The organism is Sphingomonas yunnanensis (assembly GCF_019898765.1).
In the GTDB taxonomy this organism is placed as follows: domain Bacteria; phylum Pseudomonadota; class Alphaproteobacteria; order Sphingomonadales; family Sphingomonadaceae; genus Sphingomonas; species Sphingomonas yunnanensis.
In genome coordinates this window covers 1,004,249-1,022,501 of record NZ_JAIOKB010000001.1, presented here as the reverse complement: position 1 = coordinate 1,022,501, position 18,253 = coordinate 1,004,249, and the positions used below count along the sequence as shown (strand labels likewise).

The window sequence follows — 18,253 nt, the reverse complement described above, 5'->3', positions numbered from 1 at the left end:
TTCACACATCCTCGCTCGTGTAGGACAGACGAGGCTTGCCAAGCTCCCGTCGTCGCTCTATCGTTTAACGCGTTAAACGGAGGTGCTGTTGCTCGGCGTCAGGCTCGACACGGAACTGGAGGAGCGGCTCGCCGCGGTCGCGCGTACCCAGGGTCGCAGCAAGAGCGACATCGCGCGCGAGGCGGTGCGGCGCTATGTCGAACTGCACGACGAGGCGTTCCGGCGCGAGGCGCGGCGCCAGTCGCAGCGCGCGTCGCGCCGCGACACGCAGCAGGATTATGCCTTCTGGGAGACGATCGAGGCGGAGGACTCGGCATGGCGGTGACGCTGGCCGAGCAGGCGACCGGCGCGGTCGACACCGCGCCGGCGATCACGCACGGCGCCATCGTCGAGCTCGCCGCGCCCGTGGATGCGGCCGGCGGCCCGCGTGTGTGCGTCGTGGTCCAGGCCGATCTCTTCAATGAGACGCATGCGACCGTCACGCTCTGCCCGCTCACCGCGGTGGTCGGCGGTGAGTCGCTGTTCCGGGTCGCGATCTCGCCGCAGGAGCATACCGGGCTGACGGTCGAGTGCGAGGTGCAGGTGGACCGCATCACCTCGGTGCGTCGTCATCGCATCGTCAAGGTGATCGGCCACGCTTCCGCGACCCGCATGGAGCAGGTCGATCAGGCGTTGCGCCGCTGGTTAGCGCTTTAAGTACAACTGGATAGGGACGGAATATGACCCCGATCGTGAAGTCCATCCTCGACAAGTACGAGGCCACCAGCCCGGCGATCAAAGCCAATCTCGCGCGCATTCTGATGCACGGCAAGCTGGGCGGCACGGGCAAGCTGATCATCCTGCCGGTCGATCAGGGCTTCGAGCACGGCCCGGCGCGCAGCTTCGCGGTCAACCCGCCGGCGTACGACCCGCACTATCACTATCAGCTCGCGATCGACGCCGGCCTGTCGGCCTATGCCGCGCCGCTCGGCTCGCTCGAGGCGGGGGCGGACACGTTCGCGGGGCGCATCCCGACCATCCTCAAGCTCAACAGCTCGAACAGCTGGGCCACCCGCAACGCGCAGGCGCAGACCGGCAGCGTCGAGGACGCGCTGCGGCTCGGCTGCGCCGCGATCGGCTTCACCATCTATCCCGGTTCGGAGGACATCTTCGAGTCGATGGAGCAGATCCGCGGGCTGCGCGAGGAGGCCGCCGCGGCGGGCCTCGCGACGGTGATCTGGAGCTACCCGCGCGGCGGCAAGCTGAGCAAGGACGGCGAGCTGGCGCTCGACGTCAGCGCCTATGCCGCGCACATGGCGGCGCTGCTCGGCGCGCACATCATCAAGGTCAAGCTGCCGACCGCGCATATCGAGCAGCCCGAGGCGCAGAAGGCCTATGAGGGGACCGACTGGTCGAACCAGGCCGATCGCGTCCGCCACGTCGTCCAGTCGAGCTTCGCGGCGCGGCGCATCGTGGTGTTCTCGGGCGGCGCGGCCAAGGGGATCGACGCGGTCTACCAGGACGCGCGCGACGTGCTCGCGGGCGGCGGCAACGGTTCGATCATCGGGCGCAATACCTTCCAGCGCGAGCGCGGCGAGGCGCTGGCGATGCTGGAGAAGCTGATAGCGATCTACCGCGGCGAGGGGTGAGGGGGAGGCTCTGGGAGAGCGGTCAAAATTTCCTTTCATCCCGGATTTGTTCCGGGATCGAGCCGTCTGCGAGAGCAACGCTTGCGGAGTTCGCGGGTCAGTGGATCCCGGACCCAGTCTGGGGTGTCGGATGGTCGGGGATGGGGCTCGTTCGCTCCGATGGAATAGTGGTGCGTTCGTCACCGTGCCCCGGCGAACGCCGGGGCCCAGGTGGGTAGGCCGCGGTGGCGCTTACCGAGCGTCGCCCGACTGCTCTCCGGCCTCCGCCTCGGCACGCCAGACGTGGGGCTGACACCAGGACCGGCCCCGCTTCCCCCCGCGCGCCTGACCCGCTAGTCGCACGCACATGACAGACGACCCGCTCGGCCCGCTCGACCCCGATTTCGCCGTCAACTTCAAGCGCGACGATCGCCGGCCACCGTGCCAGCTCTACCTGATCTCGCCACTGGACGTGACCGGCGCCTTCCCCGACCGGCTCGCGCGCGCGCTCGACGCCGGCCCGGTCGCGGCGTTCCAGTTCCGCGTCAAGGACGTGGACCAGCATCAGGCGGCGCGGCTCGCCGAGCCGCTTCAGGCGATCTGCGCCGAGCGTGACGTCGCCTTCATCGTCAACGACAGCGTCAGCCTCGCCAAGCGGCTCGGCGCCGACGGCGTCCACCTCGGGCAGGAGGACGGCGACGCGCGCGAGGCGCGCGCGATCCTGGGGCCCTCGGTCCAGATCGGCGTGACCTGCCACGACAGCCGTCACCTCGCGATGGAGGCGGGCGAGGCGGGCGCCGACTATGTCGCGTTCGGCAGCTTCTATCCCACCACCACCAAGGAGGTGAAGCATCGTGCCGATCCCGTGATCCTGTCGTGGTGGTCGGCGGTGTTCGAGCTGCCCGGGGTGGCGATCGGCGGCATCACGCCCGCCAACGCCGCGCCGCTGGTCGCCGCGGGCGCCGACTTCCTCGCGGTGTCGGGTGCGGTATGGGGCGGCGACGAGGCGGCGGCGGTGCGCGCCTTCGCCGATCTGCTGGAGCCGCGACGCGGCTGAGTCGTTACGCCTCCCACATGTTCGTGAGAGGTGGTGCCGATGCGATTCAAGTCTCTTCTCGCCGCGGCTGCGGCCGCGGCCCTAGCTCCCGTCGTGGCCGCCGCGCAGGCGCCGGCCGCCGCGCCGCCGCTCGATCGTAACATCCTCCACGTGCAGGTGATTCTCGACCATCTCGGCTTCGCGCCGGGAATCCTGGACGGGCGCGGCGGGCAGTCGCTCGAGCTCGCGCTGCGCGGGTTCCAGGAGAGCCGCGGTCTGCCCAGGACGGGCAAGCCCGATGCGGCGACGATGCGCGCGCTCTACCCCTATCGCGCGGCGCGGCCGACCGTCACGATCAAGCTGACCGCCGATATGGTGCGCGGTCCGTTCCTCGGCGCGATCCCGCACGACTATAATAAGCAGGCCGAGCTGCCGACGCTCGGTTATCGCTCGCCGATGGAGAAGCTGGCCGAGATGTTCCATACCACCCCCGCGGTGCTGATGGCGCTCAACTCGCCCGCGACGCGGATCGCGCAGGGCGCGACGGTGACCTTCCCCAACGCGCTGCCGACCTCGCGCAATTACCCCGGCGAGATCAAGCCCGAGTGGCGCCAGACGCTGACCATGCTCAACGTCGACGCCGCCTCGCCGCAGGGCGACAGCATCGTCGTCGACAAGTCGGAAGGGTCGCTGCGGGTGCTCGACAAGGCGGGCAAGCTGATCGCGCAATTTCCGGTGACGACGGGGAGCGAGCACGACCCGCTGCCGCTCGGCACGTGGAAGATCCAGGGCAAGGACTATAACCCCAAGTTCCACTACAATCCCTCGCTGTTCTGGGACTCCAAGAAGAACGACCAGAAGGCGATGCTGCCGCCGGGGCCGAACGGGCCCGTCGGCGTGGTGTGGATCGATCTCTCGAAGCCGCATTACGGCATCCACGGCACGCCCGAGCCCTCGACCATCGGCCGCAGCGAGAGCCACGGCTGCATCCGCATGGCGAACTGGGACGTGGCGCGGTTGACGCTGATGATCGGCAACGGCGCCAAGGCGGTGTTCCAGGCGTGAGGCGTATGTGACGAGGCTCGGCTGGGGCATCTTGGCGCTGATCGTCGTCGCTGTGGCGGGGTTCGTGTCGCTGCTCGAACCGCATCGGCCCGGGCGCGCGAGGGAAGGCGGCGCGCCGGCGGTCTCGGCCACGCCGGCCGCGGCGCCGACCCCGGTGGCGGCCGTACCGGGCAAGCTGCTCGTGCCGGTCGCGGGCGTCGCGCGCGCCGCGCTGCGCTCGTCCTGGGGCGACACGCGCGGCGGCGGCACGCGAGGGCACCAGGGGCTCGACATCATGGCGCCTGCCGGGACCCCGGTGCTCGCCGCGGCGGACGGGCGTGTGGAGAAGCTGTTCCAGAGCGGGCTCGGCGGCACCACGGTCTACCAGCGCTCGGCGGACGGCGCGTGGGAGTTCTATTACGCGCATCTCTCCGGCTACGCCCCCGGCCTCGCCGAGGGGCAGGCGGTGCGCGGCGGGCAGGTGATCGCCTATGTCGGCGACACCGGCGACGCGGGACCGGGCAATTACCACCTCCATTTCGGGCTCAGCCGCATGCCCGCGGGCGCGCGCTGGTGGCAGGGCGAGCCGCTCGATCCCTATCCTTACCTTGCCGTAAGCCCCGCCAGCCGCTAGAGCCGCGCCACCCGGCGCCCCGCTGACCAGCGGCGGTGCCCCAGTTCAGTTGACATAGGCACGTCCCCATGAAGATCAGCGGCGTGGACATTCGTCCCGGCAACATCATCGAGTACGAAGGCGGCATCTGGCGCGCGGTCAAGATCCAGCACACACAGCCCGGCAAGGGCGGTGCGTACATGCAGGTCGAGCTCAAGAACCTGCGCGACGGCCGCAAGAACAACGTCCGCTTCCGCTCGGCCGAGACGGTAGAGCGCGTCCGCCTCGACACCAAGGACTTCCAGTTCCTGTTCGCCGAGGGCGAGGGCCTGGTGTTCATGGACAAGGACACCTACGACCAGGTGACGCTGCCGCGCGACCTGCTCGGCGACGCCGCCGCCTTCCTGCAGGACGGGATGGACGTGGTGATGGAGCTTCACGACGAGGAGCCGATCAGCGTGCAGCTGCCCGACACGATCGAGGCGACGATCGTCGAGGCCGACGCGGTGGTGAAGGGGCAGACCGCCTCGTCGAGCTACAAGCCCGCGATCCTCGACAATGGCGTGCGCGTGATGGTGCCGCCGCACATCAGCAGCGGCACGCGCATCGTCGTCGACGTCTACGAGCAGACCTACGTCCGCCGCGCTGACTGACGAGAGACGATCCCGCCCTCGATGAGGGCGGCGGGGTGAGGGGGCGGCCCTAGATAGTACCGCCCTATGTCCCTCCGGCCCGGCATCCTCTCCGGGGCAGGGGGAGGAGAATGAACGTATGCCTTCCCATTCCGGCCTGATCACGGTCATCGAGCGCGCCGCGCGCAAGGCGGCGCCGCGGCTGCGCCGCGACTTCAACGAGGTTCAGCACCTCCAGGTGAGCCGCAAGGGCCCCGCCGACTTCGTGAGCCAGGCCGACCAGCGCGCCGAGCGGACGCTGTATGACGAGCTCTCCAAGGCGCGACCCGACTGGGGTTTCGTGATGGAGGAGGGCGGTACGATCGAGGGCGATCCGAGCAAGCCGCGCTTCATCATCGACCCGCTCGACGGCACCAGCAACTTCCTCCACGGCGTGCCGCACTTCTGCATCTCGATCGCGGTCGAGGAGCCGCTGGCCAACGGCAAGCGCGAGATCACCACCGGATTGATCTACCAGCCGCTCACCGACGAGAGCTTCTGGGCCGAGAAGGGCCGCGGCGCGTGGCTGCAGGACCAGCGGCTGCGCGTGTCGTCGCGGCGCGACCCGTCCGAGGCGCTGGTGGCGACGGGCATCCCCTTCATGGGGCACGGTGACTTCGTGCAATGGACGCGTATCTTCGGGGCGGTGGCGCCGCAGGTCGCGGGCATCCGCCGGCTCGGTGCCGCCGCGCTCGACCTCGCCTGGGTCGCGGCGGGGCGGTTCGACGCTTACTGGGAGAGCGACCTCAAGCTGTGGGACGTCGCCGCGGGCATGCTGCTGGTGAAGGAGGCGGGCGGCTTCGTCACCGACTATCGCGGCGGCGACAAGCCGATCGAGCGCAACGAGTTCCTCGCCGCCAATGACGGGCTCCATTCCAAGCTCCACAAGATGGTGGCACAGGCGCTCCGCTAAGCCGCCGGGCAGGCGCGCCGTGCGCCGGCGCGTCGCCAGTTCACCTGCGATTCATTCTCACCGCTCGCGGCCTTGCCCCCTCTTGGGCAGGGGTCTAGAGCGTCCGCATTCCATTCGCACCTGCGAGAGAGGCGAGAGAGACATAGTGGTCGATCTGTCGCAATATCTGCCGATCCTCCTGTTCCTGGGAGTGGCGCTCCTGCTGTCGAGCGCGTTCGTGTTCCTGCCGATGGCGGTCGCCAAGCTGACCGGCACCGCCAAGCCGACGCCCGAGAAGCTGTCCGAATATGAATGCGGCTTCCCCGCCTTCGAGGACAGCCGCTCGCAGTTCGACGTTCGGTTTTATCTCGTTGCCATCCTGTTCATCATCTTCGATCTCGAAGCGGCCTTCCTATATCCCTGGGCGGTAAGCGTGTTCACGCTGGGATGGACGGCGTGGTTCTCGATGATGATCTTCATCGCCGAACTCGCGCTCGGCCTTGTATATGCATGGAAGAAGGGAGCGCTGGAGTGGGAGTAGAGGCGCATTCCGGGCCGATCGGGCTCGTCAACAATCCGGAGCCCGCGGGCGGCATCGTCACGCCTGACCAGGGCTTCTTCGATGGCCTCAACGGCGAGCTCAACGACAAGGGCTTCCTGGTCACCTCGACCGAGGACCTGTTCCAATGGGCGCGCACCGGCTCGCTCTGGTGGATGACCTTCGGCCTGGCCTGCTGCGCGGTGGAGATGATCCACGTCAACATGCCGCGCTACGACATGGAGCGGTTCGGCGCCGCACCGCGCGCGTCGCCGCGCCAGTCGGACGTGATGATCGTGGCGGGCACGCTGTGCAACAAGATGGCACCGGCGCTGCGCAAGGTCTACGACCAGATGTCCGAGCCGAAGTACGTCATCTCGATGGGCTCCTGCGCCAACGGCGGCGGCTATTATCACTATAGCTACAGCGTCGTGCGCGGCTGCGACCGCGTGGTTCCGGTCGATATCTACGTGCCCGGCTGCCCGCCGACCGCGGAAGCGCTGCTGTACGGGGTGATGCAGCTGCAGCGGAAGATTCGTCGCTCGGGGAGCATCGAACGGTGAGGGCGCCCGCTCCCGCTTACGCGGCGAACCTCAACCAGGCGACGATCGAGTCCGCCCGCGGCGTGATCGGCGCCGGCCTGCTCGACGCGGTCGAGATCGCGGGCGAGGTGCAGCTGCACGTCACGCGCGAGGCGCTGGTGCCCGCGCTGACCGCGCTGCGCGATACGCCGGGGCTCGAGTATCAGCAGCTGATGGAGATAGCGGGCGTCGATTATCCGGATCGCGCCGAGCGCTTCGAGGTGGTCTATTGTCTGCTGTCGCTGACGCGCAATCACCGGCTCCACGTCCATGTCGGCGCGACCGAGGACACGCCGGTGCCGTCCGTCACCGAGCTGTGGCCGGTCGCCGGCTGGCTCGAGCGCGAGGTGTACGACATGTTCGGCGTGCTGTTCGCGGGCAACCGCGACCTGCGCCGCATCCTCACCGATTATGGCTTTCGTGGCCATCCGTTCCGCAAGGACTTCCCGCTGAGCGGCTTCGTCGAGATGCGCTATTCCGAGGAGCAGAAGCGCGTCGTGTACGAGCCGGTGAAGCTCGCGCAGGATTTCCGCAACTTCGACTTCATGAGCCCGTGGGAAGGCGCGGAATACGTGTTGCCCGGCGACGAGAAGGCGAAGCTGCCCGAGGCCAAGGGTGCGCCGACGCCCGTGACCGCGACCGAGATCCAGAAGGCTGGCACGACCGAGACGCCGAAGCAGGCGGCGCCCGCGTCGAGCGAGCCGTACGCCAAGAAGGACGCGACCAGCACCGCCGAGACCGGCGCGGGTCGAGATGAATCCGCCGGCGCGCCCAAGCCGGCCGCACCCGACGTCGTGCCGACGAAGGGCGGAGGGCAGAACCAATGACCGACATGCTCGTCGATAAGGATCAGGCGGTCGACCACGAGGTCGATCCCGCGCTGGAGAAGATCCTCCACGCCACCGACGCCTCGCACCCCACCGAGGGCGACGTCGCGATCCAGAATTACACGATCAACTTCGGGCCGCAGCATCCCGCGGCGCACGGCGTGCTCCGCCTCGTGATGGAGCTGGACGGCGAGATCATCGAGCGGATCGATCCGCACGTCGGGCTGTTGCATCGCGGCACCGAGAAGCTGATCGAATACAAGACCTACGCGCAGGCGATCCCGTATTTCGACCGGCTCGATTATTGCTCGCCCGCGTGCATGGAACATACGTTCGTGCTCGCGATCGAGAAACTGCTCGACATCGAGGTGCCGATCCGCGCGCAATACCTGCGCGTCTTCTTCGCCGAGCTGACGCGCATCTCGAACCACATGCTCAACCTGGGCTCGCACGTCATGGACGTCGGCGCGATGACGCCGAACCTGTGGCTGTTCGAGGTCCGCGAGGATTGCTACGGCTTCCTCGAGCGCGCCACCGGCGCGCGGATGCACCACAATTATTTCCGCCCCGGCGGCGTCCACCAGGATGTGCCGCTCAAGCTGCTGACCGACATCGCCGACTGGCTCGACACGCGGCTGCCGCGCCTGTTCGAGGACGCGATCAGCCTCGTCGCGGACAACCGCATCTTCAAGCAGCGCAACGTCGACATCGCGACGGTGAGCCGCGAGGACGCGATCCGCTGGGGCTTCTCGGGGCCGATGATCCGCGCCGCGGGCATCCCGTGGGACCTGCGCAAGTCGCAGCCCTATGACGTTTACGATCGGATGGACTTCGACGTGCCGGTGGGCACGCGCGGCGACTGCTACGATCGCTTCATGGTGCGCGTCGAGGAGGTCCGCCAGTCGGCGCGGATCATGAAGCAGTGCCTCGCCGAGATGCCGGAGGGGCCGATCGCCTCGACCGACCGCAAGGTGGTGCCGCCCAAGCGCGCCGAGATGAAGCGCTCGATGGAGGCGCTGATCCACCACTTCAAGCTGTACACCGAGGGCTATCACGTCCCCGCGGGCGAGGTCTATGTCGCGACCGAGAGCCCCAAGGGCGAGTTCGGCGTGTACCTGGTGAGCGACGGCTCGAACAAGCCGTATCGCTGCAAGATCCGGCCGACCGCTTTCTCGCACCTCCAGGCGATGGACTTCATGAGCCGCGGCCACATGCTCGCGGACACCACCGCGATCCTGGGTGCGATGGATATCGTGTTCGGCGAGTGCGATCGTTGACGACGGCGGTCACCAACGAGTTGATCTACTCGGTGCTGCAGAAGGTGCAGACCGATGTGTCGGAGCTGAAGTTCGACGTCCGGGACCTCAAGGTGCGGATGACGATGGTCGAGGAGCATCTCGGCAGCTCTCTTATCGCGACATCGGGCGTGAACAGTCGCCTCGATCGTCTCAATGATCGTGTCGAGCGGATCGAGAACCGCCTCGACCTTACGGAACACCGCTGATGGCCGACGCACCTACCATCCCCGACGAGGCCGAGACCCGCGCGCGCTGGGGCGCGTTCCAGTGGAATGACGACAGCCGCGCCAAGCGCGACGCGATCCTCGCGCGCTATCCCAAGGGACGCGAGCAGTCCGCCTCGATCCCGCTGCTCGATCTCGCGCAGCGCCAGGTCGGCGCCGAGACGCAGACGCAGGGCTGGCTGCCCGTGCCCGTCATCGAGTTCGTCGCGCGCGAGATCGGCGTGCCGTACATGCGCGTGTACGAGGTCGCGACCTTCTACACGATGTTCAACCTCGCGCCGGTCGGCCGCTTCCACGTCCAGGTGTGCGGCACCACGCCTTGCCTGCTGCGCGGCTCGGACGACGTGCTCGCGGCGTGCAAGAACAAGGGGCTGATCAAGGGCAAGACGACGCCCGACGGCCTGTTCACGCTCACCGAGGTGGAGTGTATGGGCAATTGCGCCTCGGCGCCGATGGTCCAGATCAACGACGACAATTACGAGGACCTCGATTACGATCGCACCGTCGCGATCATCGAGGCGCTCGCCCATGGCCAAACGCCCAAGTCCGGCACGCAGGAGCCCGGCCGCCACACCGTCGAACCCAAGGGCGGCCCGACCTCGCTGACCGCGATGGTGACCGAGAACCACGACTATCGTGGGGAGTGGGCGTGATGGGTGAGATCGACATCGCCGGCCACACCTTGGAGCTGCTCAAGCGGCTGAACGGCAAGATGGACTCGTTCGGCCTGGAACTGGGTGACCTGAAGATGCGCATGGCGCCGGTGGAGGACCATCTCTCGGGCCTGACCGTGTCGAACGCCGGGATCACGCATCGGCTGGACCGGATCGAGGGCAGGCTCGACCGGATCGAGCGCCGGATCGACCTGCGGAATGGGAACGCGTGATGCTCGCCGACAAGGACCGCATCTTCACCAACGTCTACGGCTATCAGTCGTGGCGGCTCGACGCCGCGATGGCGCGCGGCGACTGGGACAATACCAAGGCGCTGCTCGAGCTGGGGCAGGACAAGATCATCGACGTCGTCAAGGCGTCGGGTCTGCGCGGGCGCGGCGGGGCCGGGTTCCCGACCGGCACCAAATGGTCGTTCATGCCCAAGGAGCCCAAGCCCGACCGGCCGAACTTCCTGGTGATCAACGCCGACGAGTCCGAGCCGGGTTCGTGCAAGGACCGCGAGATCATCCGTCACGATCCGCACAAGCTGATCGAGGGCGCGCTGGTCGCTGGCTTCGCGATGCGCGCGCGCGCCGCGTACATCTACATCCGCGGCGAATATATCCGCGAGGCGGAGACGCTCTTCGCCGCGGTCGCCGAGGCCTATGACAAGGGGCTGGTGGGCAAGAACGCCTGCGGCTCGGGCTATGACTTCGACGTCTTCGTCCACCGCGGCGCGGGCGCCTATATCTGCGGCGAAGAGACCGCGATGCTGGAGAGCCTCGAGGGCAAGAAGGGCCAGCCGCGGCTCAAGCCGCCGTTCCCGGCGGGGGCCGGCCTGTACGGCTGCCCGACGACGGTGAACAACGTCGAGTCGATCGCGGTGGCGCCGACGATCCTGCGCCGCGGCGCCGAGTGGTTCTCCAGCTTCGGCGCGGAGAACAACCGCGGCACCAAGCTCTTCCAGATCTCGGGCCACGTGAACACGCCGTGCGTGGTCGAGGAGGCGATGAGCATCCCCTTCCGCGAGCTGATCGAGAAACATTGCGGCGGCATCCGCGGCGGCTGGGACAACCTGCTCGCGGTGATCCCGGGCGGCTCGTCGGTGCCGCTGGTGCCCGCCAAGGACATCATGGACGCGCCGATGGACTTCGACGGCCTCAAGGCGGTAGGCTCGGGGCTCGGCACCGCCGCGGTGATCGTGATGGACAAGTCGACCGACGTCGTCCGCGCGATCAGCCGGCTGTCCTACTTCTACAAGCACGAGAGCTGCGGCCAGTGCACGCCGTGCCGCGAGGGCACCGGCTGGATGTGGCGCGTGATGGAGCGGCTGCGTACCGGCGACGCCGACATCTCCGAGATCGACATGCTCCAGCAGGTGACCAAGCAGGTCGAGGGCCATTCGATCTGCGCGCTCGGCGACGCCGCGGCGTGGCCGATCCAGGGTCTGATCCGCCACTTCCGCCCCGAGCTGGAGCGCCGGATCAACGACCGCAACGGAAACGGGGGCGACCTGGCCCCGATGCAGGAAGCTGCCGAGTAATGCCAAAGGTCAAAGTCGACGGAGTCGAGATCGAGGTGCCGCAGGGTGCCACCGTGCTGCAGGCGTGCGAGCTGGCCGGCAAGGAGATCCCGCGCTTCTGTTACCACGAGCGGCTGTCGATCGCGGGCAACTGCCGGATGTGCCTCGTCGAGGTGAAGCCGGGGCCGCCCAAGCCGCAGGCCTCGTGCGCGCTGCCCGCCGCGGAGAACCAGGAGATCTTCACCACCACGCCGATGGTGAAGCATGCCCGCGAGGGCATCATGGAATTCCTGCTGATCAACCACCCGCTCGACTGCCCGATCTGCGATCAGGGCGGCGAGTGCGACCTGCAGGACCAGTCGGTCGCCTACGGCCGCGGCCACTCGCGCTACGCCGAGAACAAGCGCGCGGTGACCGAGAAGTACATGGGCCCGATCGTCAAGACGATCATGACCCGCTGCATCCAGTGCACGCGCTGCGTCCGCTTCGCCGAGGAGGTCGCCGGGGTCGAGGAGATCGGCGCGATCTACCGCGGCGAGAACATGCAGATCACCTCCTATCTCGAGGAGGCGGTGTCGAGCGAGCTGTCGGGCAATGTCGTCGATTTGTGCCCGGTCGGCGCGCTGACCAGCAAGCCCTACGCCTTCGAGGCGCGCCCGTGGGAGCTGCGCAAGACGCTGACGATCGACGTGATGGACGCGGTCGGCACCAACATCCGGCTCGACAGCCGCGGGCGGCAGGTGCTGCGCTGCGTCCCGCGCGTCAACGACGAGGTCAACGAGGAGTGGGCGACCGACAAGACGCGCCACGCCGTCGACGGCCTGGTGCGCAAGCGGCTCGATCGCCCCTATGTGCGGCGCGACGGCAAGCTCCATCCGGTGACCTGGGACGAGGCGTTCGCCGCGATCGCTTCGGTCGACCACGGCGGCTCGGTCGCGGCGGTAGCGGGTGACCTGGTCGACTGCGAGACGATGTTCGCGGCCAAGGCGCTGCTCAAGGAGCTCGGCTCGTCGCTGCTCGAGGGGCGGCAGACCGGCATGGACTATGACACGTCGAGCCTCGCCGCGGTGAACTTCAACACCACGATCGCGGGCACCGAGGAGGCGGACGCGATCCTGCTGATCGGCACCAACCTGCGCTGGGAGGCGCCGCTGGTGAACACGCGCATCCGCAAGGCGATCAAGAAGGGCGCCAAGGTCTTCGCGATCGGCCCCGAGACCGAGCTGACCTACAAGGTCGAGTGGCTCGGCGCGGATCTGGCGGTGCTCGGCAGCCTGCCGGAGCGCGTCACCGAGGCGTTCGCCGGCGCGGCCAAGCCGATGGTGATCGTCGGCGGCGCCGCGCTCAAGGGCGCGCACGGCGCGGCGCTCGCGCTGGTCGACAAGCTGGGCCTGGTGAAGGACGGGTGGAACGGCTTCAACGTCGTCCACATGGCCGCTAGCCGGATGGGCGGGCTGATGCTCGGCTTTGCGCAGAAGGCCGGGATCGCGGCGCTGTATGACGCCAAGCTCAGCTTCTTCCTCGGCGCCGACGAGTGCGACCACGCGCGCTTCACCGGCTTCAAGGTCTATGTCGGCCACCACGGCGATCGCGGCGCGCACCACGCCGACGTGATCCTGCCGGCGGCGAGCTATGCCGAGAAGTCGGGCACCTACGTCAACCTCGAGGGGCGCGTGCAGCGCGGCGAGCGCGCGGTGTTCCCGCCGGGCGACGCGCGCGAGGACTGGACGATCTTCCGCGCGCTCAGCGAGAAGCTCGGCTGCACTTTGGCGTTCGACACGATCGACGAGCTGCGCGCGGCGATGGCGCTCGACTGCCCCGAGCTGTCGACGCTGGGTCTGAAGACCTTCGCGTGGAACCCGCCGGCGCTCGGCGGCACCGCCGAGGGCGTGCTCGACGGCTATCCGATCAAGGACTTCTACCTCACCAACGCGATCTGCCGCGCGTCGCCGACGATGCAGCGCTGCTCGGCCGAACTGGTCCATGGTGAGAGTTTCGCGGAGGCGGCGGAGTGACCAGCTTCTTCAACACTTCGCTGGGCCTGCCTTATGGCTGGGCGTGGTTCCTGGCGACGATCGTGGGCATCCTCGCGATCGCGCTGCCGTTGATGCTGTCGGTGGCGATGATCATCTACGCCGACCGCAAGATCTGGGCGGCGATGGCGCTGCGCCGCGGCCCCAACGTGGTCGGGCCGTTCGGGCTGCTCCAGTCGTTCGCGGACGGGCTCAAGGTATTCCTGCAGGAGACGATCGTCCCCTCGGCGGCGAACCGCGGGCTGTTCCTGCTCGCGCCGATCATCACCTTCACGGTGGCGCTGATCGTCTGGGCGGTGGTCCCGTTCCAGCCGAGCGTGGTGCTCGCCGACATCAACGTCGGGCTGCTCTACGTGCTCGCGGCCTCGTCGCTCGGCGTGTACGGCATCATCCTCGCCGGCTGGTCGTCCAACTCGAAATACCCGTTCTTCTCGGCGATCCGCGCCGCGGCGCAGATGGTGAGCTACGAGGTCGCGATCGGCTTCGTGCTGATCTCGGTGGTGATGTGGGCGGGGACGTTCAACCTGACCGGCATCGTCCAGGCTCAGCGTGGGTTGTACGGTTTCATCAACGGTTTCGGGTTCAATCCCCTGCTGTTCCCGATGAGCGTCGTGTTCCTGATCTCGTCGCTGGCGGAGACGCAGCGCGCGCCGTTCGACCTCACCGAGGCGGAGAGCGAGCTCGTCGCGGGCTACCAGACCGAGTACAGCTCGATGGCGTTCGCGCTCTACTGGCTCGGCGAGTACGCGAACGTGCTGCTAATGTGCACGCTCAACGCCACGCTGTTCTGGGGTGGCTACCTGCCGCCGCTCGACTGGGCACCGCTCTACGCGGTGCCAGGGATCATCTGGCTGTTCGCCAAGATCCTGTTCTTCTTCTTCGTGTTCTCGTGGATCAAGGCGACGGTGCCGCGCTACCGCTACGACCAGCTGATGCGGCTGGGGTGGAAGGTGTTCCTGCCGCTGTCGCTGTTCTGGGTGTTCCTGGTGTCGGGCGTGCTGATGTTCATGCGCGTGGGAGTTTGAAGATGGGTATCGCGCAGACGATCAAGGCGTTCACGCTCTACGAGTTCGTGAAGGCGCACGCGCTGACGCTGAAGTATTTCTTCAAGCCGAAGGCGACGATCAACTATCCGTTCGAGAAGAATCCGATCAGCCCGCGCTTCCGCGGCGAGCACGCGCTGCGCCGCTATCCCAACGGCGAGGAGCGCTGCATCGCGTGCAAACTGTGCGAGGCGGTGTGCCCGGCGCAGGCGATCACGATCGAGGCCGAGCCGCGCGACGACGGCAGCCGCCGCACGACGCGCTACGACATCGACATGACCAAGTGCATCTACTGCGGCCTGTGCGCCGAGGCGTGCCCGGTCGACGCGGTGGTCGAGGGGCCGAACTTCGAGTTCGCCACCGAGACGCGCGAGGAGCTGATCTACGACAAGGCCAAGCTGCTCGACAACGGCGACCGCTGGGAGCGCGCGATCGCGGCCAACCTTGCCGCCGACGCGCCGTACCGGTAGGCGCTCGCGTGATTTCAGGGGTCGACATGATTCTGACGGACATCACCGCGGCCACGGCCGCGGTTTTCTCGACCGCGCGCCGCCGCGGTGCCGAATTGGGGGCAGCGTGAGATGATCCAGGCCATCGCCTTCTATCTCTTCGCGCTCGTCGTGCTGGTCTCGGGCGCGATGACGATCTCGTCGCGGAACCCGGTCCACTCGGTGCTGTGGCTGATCCTCGCCTTCTTCAACGCCGCGGGGCTGATGGTGCTGGTCGGCGCCGAGTTCATCGCGATGCTGCTGGTGATCGTCTATGTCGGGGCGGTCGCGGTGCTGTTCCTGTTCGTCGTGATGATGCTCGACATCGACTTCGCCGAGCTGCGCGCGGGCTTCGTGCGCTATTTCGGCATCGGCCTGGTGCTGGCGGTGGCGCTGGTGGCGGAGATCCTGATCGGAGTCGGCGCGTGGAGCGCGGGCGGGATCGATCTGGCGCGGCGCGCGGCGCCGACCGTCGCGGCCAAGTCGAACATCGTCCAGATCGGCGAGCTGCTGTACACGCGCTACCTCTTCATCTTCGAAGGGGCGGGGCTGGTGCTGCTGGTGGCGATGATCGGCGCGATCGTGCTGACCCACCGCGAGCGCTCGGGTTCGCGCTACCAGAATATCGCGCGGCAGAACGCGCGGCGTCCGCAGGACGCGACGCGCAACATGCGGCCGGAGATCGGCCAGGGGGTACAGCTGTGAGCGGAGCCATGTCGGGCGGGGTCGGCCTGGTCCATTACCTGGTGGTGGCGGCGCTGCTGTTCACCATGGGGGTGCTGGGCATATTCCTGAACCGCAAGAACATCATCGTCATCCTGATGGCGATCGAGCTGATCCTGCTGGCGGTGAACATCAACCTCGTCGCCTTCTCGGCGGCGCTCAACGACCTGGTCGGCCAGGTCTTCGCGATGTTCGTGCTGACCGTCGCGGCCGGCGAGGCCGCGATCGGGCTCGCCATCCTCGTGATCTTCTTCCGCGGTCGCGGCTCGATCTCGGTCGACGATCCCAGCCGGATGAAGGGGTAATCCGCCCGTGACGTCGATCCTCTTCATCGTCTTCGTGCCGCTGGTCGCGGCGATCGTCGCCGGCTTCGCCAACAAGTCGTTCGGCGCGACGCTGCCCAAGGCGATCACCACCGGCGGGCTGTTCCTCGCGAGCGCGCTCTCGTGGCCGATCTTCATCGGCTTCCTCACGGGCGCGAACGAGGCGACGGTGACTCCCGTGCTGCACTTCATCCACTCGGGCACGTTCGACGTGTCCTGGGCGCTCCGCGTCGACGCGCTGACCGCGGTGATGCTGGTGGTGATCACCAGCGTCTCGGCGCTGGTCCACCTCTATAGCTGGGGCTATATGAGCGAGGACCCGGACCAGCCGCGCTTCTTCGCCTATCTGTCGCTGTTCACCTTCGCGATGCTGATGCTGGTGACCGCGGACAATCTCATCCAAATGTTCTTCGGCTGGGAGGGCGTCGGTCTCGCGAGCTACCTGCTGATCGGCTTCTGGTTCCGCAAGCCGAGCGCCAACGCCGCGGCGATCAAGGCCTTCGTGGTCAACCGCGTCGGCGACCTCGGCTTCATGCTCGGCATCTTCGGCACCTATCTGGTCTTCAACACCGTCTCGATCCCGGCGATCCTGGCCGCGGCGCCGTCGATGGCGGGCTCGACGATCGGCTTCCTGTGGTTCCGCGCCGACACGATGACGGTGCTGTGCCTGCTGCTGTTCGTCGGCGCGATGGGCAAGTCCGCGCAGCTCGGCCTGCACACCTGGCTGCCCGACGCGATGGAGGGGCCGACCCCGGTGTCGGCGCTGATCCACGCCGCGACGATGGTGACCGCGGGCGTCTTCATGGTGTGCCGCCTGTCGCCGATGTTCCAGACCTCGCCGACCGCGATGGGCTTCGTGACCTTCATCGGCGCCGCGACCTGCCTGTTCGCCGCGACCGTCGGCACGACGCAGACCGACATCAAGCGCGTGATCGCTTACTCGACCTGCTCGCAGCTCGGCTACATGTTCTTCGCCGCGGGCGTCGGCGCCTATGGCGCGGCGATGTTCCACCTGTTCACGCACGCCTTCTTCAAGGCGCTGCTGTTCCTCGGCGCGGGCTCGGTGATCCACGCGATGCATCACGAGCAGGACATGCGCTATTACGGCGGGCTGCGGAAGGCGATCCCGATCACCTTCTGGGGCATGCTGCTGGGCACGCTGGCGATCACCGGCGTCGGTATCTACGGCATCGGCGGCTTCGCGGGCTATCACTCGAAGGACGCGATCATCGAGGTGGCCTGGGCGGCCGGCTCGCCGGTGGCCTCGATGGTGGGCGTGTTCGCCGCGCTGCTGACGAGCTTCTATTCCTGGCGCCTCATGTTCCTGACCTTCTGGGGCGAGCCGCGCTGGGCCGCCTCGGAGCACATCCAGCACGCGCTGCACGACGCGCACGGCCACGATCACGCGCATGACACGCATCACGACCATGCGCACGCAGCGGAGCACGGCAGCGCGCACGCGCACGGCCATGACGACGCGCATCATCCCGATCCCGCGGGCGAGGACTCCGGCCACGCACCCGCGGTGGAGTCGCGCGGGTTCAACGAGATCCCCAAGGGTACCGGCGGCTATCACCCGCACGAGAGCCCGCTGCCGATGCTGATCCCGCTGATCGTGCTGTCGATCGGCGCGGTCGCTGCGGGCTTCGTCTTCCATCACTGGTTCATCGATCCGGAGACGGCAGGCGGCTTCTGGAAGGGCGCGCTCTACTTCAACGAGCATCTCATGCACGCGATGCACCAGGTGCCGCTGCTGGTGCAGCTGGCCGCGACGATCGTGATGCTCAGCGGGTTCGTGATCGCCTACCTGACCTACATCCGCTCGCCCGAGCTGCCGGCCAAGTTCGCCGACACCTTCCAGCCGCTCTACCAGTTCCTGCTGCGGAAATGGTATTTCGACGAGTTGTACCACTTCCTGTTCGTCCGCCCCGCCTTCGCGATCGGTCGCCTGCTGTGGCACCGCGGCGATGAGGGGGCGATCGACCGCTTCGGGCCGAACGGCTCCGCCTGGGTGGTGCAGGTCGGCAGCCGCGTCGCCGGCCGCCTGCAGACCGGCTATGTCTATACCTACGCGTTCGTCATGCTGATCGGGCTCACCGCCGCGGTCACCTGGGCGATCGCGGGCTGAGGGGCTCCA

General features: G+C 67.7%; 22 protein-coding genes. All 22 read left to right on the top strand.

The window, feature by feature from the left end:
- Positions 1–82 precede the first annotated feature (82 nt).
- The 22 genes from K7957_RS04925 to nuoL all read left to right on the top strand — a co-directional run bounded on the left by K7957_RS04925 (position 83) and on the right by nuoL (position 18,244).
- Positions 83–325, top strand: a complete 243-nt coding sequence (locus K7957_RS04925; protein ID WP_223010805.1) for a ribbon-helix-helix protein, CopG family — start codon at positions 83–85, stop codon at positions 323–325.
- Positions 316–696, top strand: a complete 381-nt coding sequence (locus tag K7957_RS04920) for a type II toxin-antitoxin system PemK/MazF family toxin (protein WP_223010804.1) — start codon at positions 316–318, stop codon at positions 694–696. The genes K7957_RS04925 and K7957_RS04920 overlap by 10 nt, the downstream gene beginning before the upstream one ends.
- A 23-nt stretch (positions 697–719) precedes the next feature.
- Positions 720–1,628 carry a class I fructose-bisphosphate aldolase gene (locus K7957_RS04915; protein WP_223010803.1) on the top strand — a complete coding sequence of 303 codons (909 nt, stop codon included), beginning with the start codon at positions 720–722 and terminating at the stop codon, positions 1,626–1,628.
- 346 nt (positions 1,629–1,974) lie between these two features.
- Positions 1,975–2,664, top strand: a complete 690-nt coding sequence (thiE, locus tag K7957_RS04910; RefSeq protein WP_223010802.1) for a thiamine phosphate synthase — start codon at positions 1,975–1,977, stop codon at positions 2,662–2,664.
- 39 nt (positions 2,665–2,703) lie between these two features.
- Positions 2,704–3,708, top strand: coding sequence for a L,D-transpeptidase family protein (locus tag K7957_RS04905; RefSeq protein WP_223010801.1), 1,005 nt, complete (start codon positions 2,704–2,706; stop codon positions 3,706–3,708).
- Positions 3,709–3,715: 7 nt separating this feature from the next.
- Positions 3,716–4,321, top strand: a complete 606-nt coding sequence (locus tag K7957_RS04900) for a M23 family metallopeptidase (protein ID WP_223010800.1) — start codon at positions 3,716–3,718, stop codon at positions 4,319–4,321.
- Positions 4,322–4,389: 68 nt separating this feature from the next.
- Complete coding sequence (gene efp, locus K7957_RS04895) at positions 4,390–4,953, top strand: elongation factor P (RefSeq protein WP_219753150.1); 564 nt, start codon at positions 4,390–4,392, stop codon at positions 4,951–4,953.
- A gap of 118 nt (positions 4,954–5,071) precedes the next feature.
- On the top strand, positions 5,072–5,884 hold the full coding sequence (locus K7957_RS04890) for an inositol monophosphatase family protein (protein ID WP_223010799.1): 813 nt from the start codon (positions 5,072–5,074) through the stop codon (positions 5,882–5,884).
- A gap of 145 nt (positions 5,885–6,029) precedes the next feature.
- Positions 6,030–6,404, top strand: coding sequence for an NADH-quinone oxidoreductase subunit A (gene ndhC, locus K7957_RS04885; protein WP_223010798.1), 375 nt, complete (start codon positions 6,030–6,032; stop codon positions 6,402–6,404).
- Entirely contained in the window at positions 6,395–6,964 is a 570-nt protein-coding gene (locus tag K7957_RS04880) for a NuoB/complex I 20 kDa subunit family protein (RefSeq protein WP_425517153.1), read from the top strand. The genes ndhC and K7957_RS04880 overlap by 10 nt, the downstream gene beginning before the upstream one ends.
- On the top strand, positions 6,961–7,809 hold the full coding sequence (locus K7957_RS04875) for an NADH-quinone oxidoreductase subunit C (RefSeq protein WP_223010797.1): 849 nt from the start codon (positions 6,961–6,963) through the stop codon (positions 7,807–7,809). The genes K7957_RS04880 and K7957_RS04875 overlap by 4 nt, the downstream gene beginning before the upstream one ends.
- On the top strand, positions 7,806–9,086 hold the full coding sequence (locus K7957_RS04870; protein WP_246616646.1) for an NADH-quinone oxidoreductase subunit D: 1,281 nt from the start codon (positions 7,806–7,808) through the stop codon (positions 9,084–9,086). Before K7957_RS04875 ends, K7957_RS04870 begins: the two co-directional genes overlap by 4 nt.
- Entirely contained in the window at positions 9,083–9,313 is a 231-nt protein-coding gene (locus tag K7957_RS04865) for a hypothetical protein (RefSeq protein ID WP_219753153.1), read from the top strand. The genes K7957_RS04870 and K7957_RS04865 overlap by 4 nt, the downstream gene beginning before the upstream one ends.
- Complete coding sequence (locus K7957_RS04860; RefSeq protein WP_223010796.1) at positions 9,313–9,984, top strand: complex I 24 kDa subunit family protein; 672 nt, start codon at positions 9,313–9,315, stop codon at positions 9,982–9,984. Before K7957_RS04865 ends, K7957_RS04860 begins: the two co-directional genes overlap by 1 nt.
- Positions 9,984–10,217 (top strand): hypothetical protein, encoded by a 234-nt coding sequence (locus K7957_RS04855; RefSeq protein ID WP_223010795.1) that lies wholly within the window; start codon positions 9,984–9,986, stop codon positions 10,215–10,217. The genes K7957_RS04860 and K7957_RS04855 overlap by 1 nt, the downstream gene beginning before the upstream one ends.
- Positions 10,217–11,527 carry an NADH-quinone oxidoreductase subunit NuoF gene (gene nuoF, locus K7957_RS04850; RefSeq protein WP_223010794.1) on the top strand — a complete coding sequence of 437 codons (1,311 nt, stop codon included), beginning with the start codon at positions 10,217–10,219 and terminating at the stop codon, positions 11,525–11,527. Before K7957_RS04855 ends, nuoF begins: the two co-directional genes overlap by 1 nt.
- Positions 11,527–13,521, top strand: coding sequence for an NADH-quinone oxidoreductase subunit NuoG (gene nuoG, locus K7957_RS04845; RefSeq protein ID WP_223010793.1), 1,995 nt, complete (start codon positions 11,527–11,529; stop codon positions 13,519–13,521). The genes nuoF and nuoG overlap by 1 nt, the downstream gene beginning before the upstream one ends.
- Positions 13,518–14,564 carry an NADH-quinone oxidoreductase subunit NuoH gene (gene nuoH, locus K7957_RS04840; protein WP_223010792.1) on the top strand — a complete coding sequence of 349 codons (1,047 nt, stop codon included), beginning with the start codon at positions 13,518–13,520 and terminating at the stop codon, positions 14,562–14,564. Before nuoG ends, nuoH begins: the two co-directional genes overlap by 4 nt.
- 2 nt (positions 14,565–14,566) lie before the next feature.
- Complete coding sequence (gene nuoI, locus K7957_RS04835; protein ID WP_223010791.1) at positions 14,567–15,052, top strand: NADH-quinone oxidoreductase subunit NuoI; 486 nt, start codon at positions 14,567–14,569, stop codon at positions 15,050–15,052.
- Positions 15,053–15,163: 111 nt separating this feature from the next.
- Positions 15,164–15,775, top strand: coding sequence for an NADH-quinone oxidoreductase subunit J (locus K7957_RS04830; RefSeq protein ID WP_183931501.1), 612 nt, complete (start codon positions 15,164–15,166; stop codon positions 15,773–15,775).
- A gap of 8 nt (positions 15,776–15,783) precedes the next feature.
- Positions 15,784–16,098, top strand: a complete 315-nt coding sequence (gene nuoK / locus K7957_RS04825; RefSeq protein ID WP_223010790.1) for an NADH-quinone oxidoreductase subunit NuoK — start codon at positions 15,784–15,786, stop codon at positions 16,096–16,098.
- A gap of 7 nt (positions 16,099–16,105) precedes the next feature.
- Entirely contained in the window at positions 16,106–18,244 is a 2,139-nt protein-coding gene (nuoL, locus tag K7957_RS04820) for an NADH-quinone oxidoreductase subunit L (protein ID WP_223010789.1), read from the top strand.
- The last annotated feature ends 9 nt before the right edge of the window (positions 18,245–18,253 follow it).

Coding starts and splice junctions, on each gene's coding strand:
- K7957_RS04920 (WP_223010804.1), top strand. CDS start 316: ATGGCGGTGACGCTGGCCGAGCAGGCGACCGGCGCGGTCGACACCGCG.
- K7957_RS04915 (WP_223010803.1), top strand. CDS start 720: ATGACCCCGATCGTGAAGTCCATCCTCGACAAGTACGAGGCCACCAGC.
- thiE (WP_223010802.1), top strand. CDS start 1,975: ATGACAGACGACCCGCTCGGCCCGCTCGACCCCGATTTCGCCGTCAAC.
- K7957_RS04905 (WP_223010801.1), top strand. CDS start 2,704: ATGCGATTCAAGTCTCTTCTCGCCGCGGCTGCGGCCGCGGCCCTAGCT.
- efp (WP_219753150.1), top strand. CDS start 4,390: ATGAAGATCAGCGGCGTGGACATTCGTCCCGGCAACATCATCGAGTAC.
- K7957_RS04890 (WP_223010799.1), top strand. CDS start 5,072: ATGCCTTCCCATTCCGGCCTGATCACGGTCATCGAGCGCGCCGCGCGC.
- K7957_RS04870 (WP_246616646.1), top strand. CDS start 7,806: ATGACCGACATGCTCGTCGATAAGGATCAGGCGGTCGACCACGAGGTC.
- K7957_RS04860 (WP_223010796.1), top strand. CDS start 9,313: ATGGCCGACGCACCTACCATCCCCGACGAGGCCGAGACCCGCGCGCGC.
- K7957_RS04855 (WP_223010795.1), top strand. CDS start 9,984: ATGGGTGAGATCGACATCGCCGGCCACACCTTGGAGCTGCTCAAGCGG.
- nuoF (WP_223010794.1), top strand. CDS start 10,217: ATGCTCGCCGACAAGGACCGCATCTTCACCAACGTCTACGGCTATCAG.
- nuoG (WP_223010793.1), top strand. CDS start 11,527: ATGCCAAAGGTCAAAGTCGACGGAGTCGAGATCGAGGTGCCGCAGGGT.
- nuoI (WP_223010791.1), top strand. CDS start 14,567: ATGGGTATCGCGCAGACGATCAAGGCGTTCACGCTCTACGAGTTCGTG.
- K7957_RS04830 (WP_183931501.1), top strand. CDS start 15,164: ATGATCCAGGCCATCGCCTTCTATCTCTTCGCGCTCGTCGTGCTGGTC.
- nuoK (WP_223010790.1), top strand. CDS start 15,784: ATGTCGGGCGGGGTCGGCCTGGTCCATTACCTGGTGGTGGCGGCGCTG.